Below are 516 nucleotides of genomic sequence, written 5' to 3' on the forward strand. Positions count from 1 at the left end.
GATGGATGATAGTTGATAATACCTTGTGGAAGGGATTGGTTGCTGATGTCCCAAAAGAGCCGGTAACAAAAAAAATACAGGAATTTAATGACTATGTTTCTAAACAAAAAGATGTTTTTTCAGTGATATTACCTATTTGTGATGGAATAACACTCATTCAAAAATTATAATCACTGTTGTCCAAAATAATTTCTAAAAAGGAGTACAAAATTAAAAACAAAAAAGGGCAGACCATTCTGCCCTTTTTTGTTTTTTTGTGGATGGAATTAAATAAATTGATTCTTATGAAAAAGAATCATCAGCCCCACAAAGTTAATCAAAAATTCTTTTCTCCTCTCCCGGTTTTTGGACAGCTCGTATCTCTTGTCAAACAAGCTAATATAGAACCCATCATCCTGAAATCCAAATCAGATAAGCATTCTAAAAAGTTCAAATCAAAAGACCATCTTTTCACTATGTTGGTGGCCGTTATCACCCGTGTGCAGTCCATTCGAGACCTCTGTGCTATGTTTCTTG

At 34.1% G+C, this 516-nt stretch carries 1 protein-coding gene; it reads left to right on the plus strand.

All coding sequences use genetic code 11. From position 1 onward, the window contains the following. Window positions 1-284 precede the first annotated feature (284 nt). Window positions 285-516 (plus strand): DUF4372 domain-containing protein (locus N3F66_15275; GenBank protein ID MCX8125507.1); only part of this gene is annotated, 232 nt, incomplete at its 3' end.

It is taken from the genome of Spirochaetota bacterium (genome assembly GCA_026414805.1).
Classification (GTDB): domain Bacteria; phylum Spirochaetota; class UBA4802; order UBA4802; family UB4802; genus UBA4802.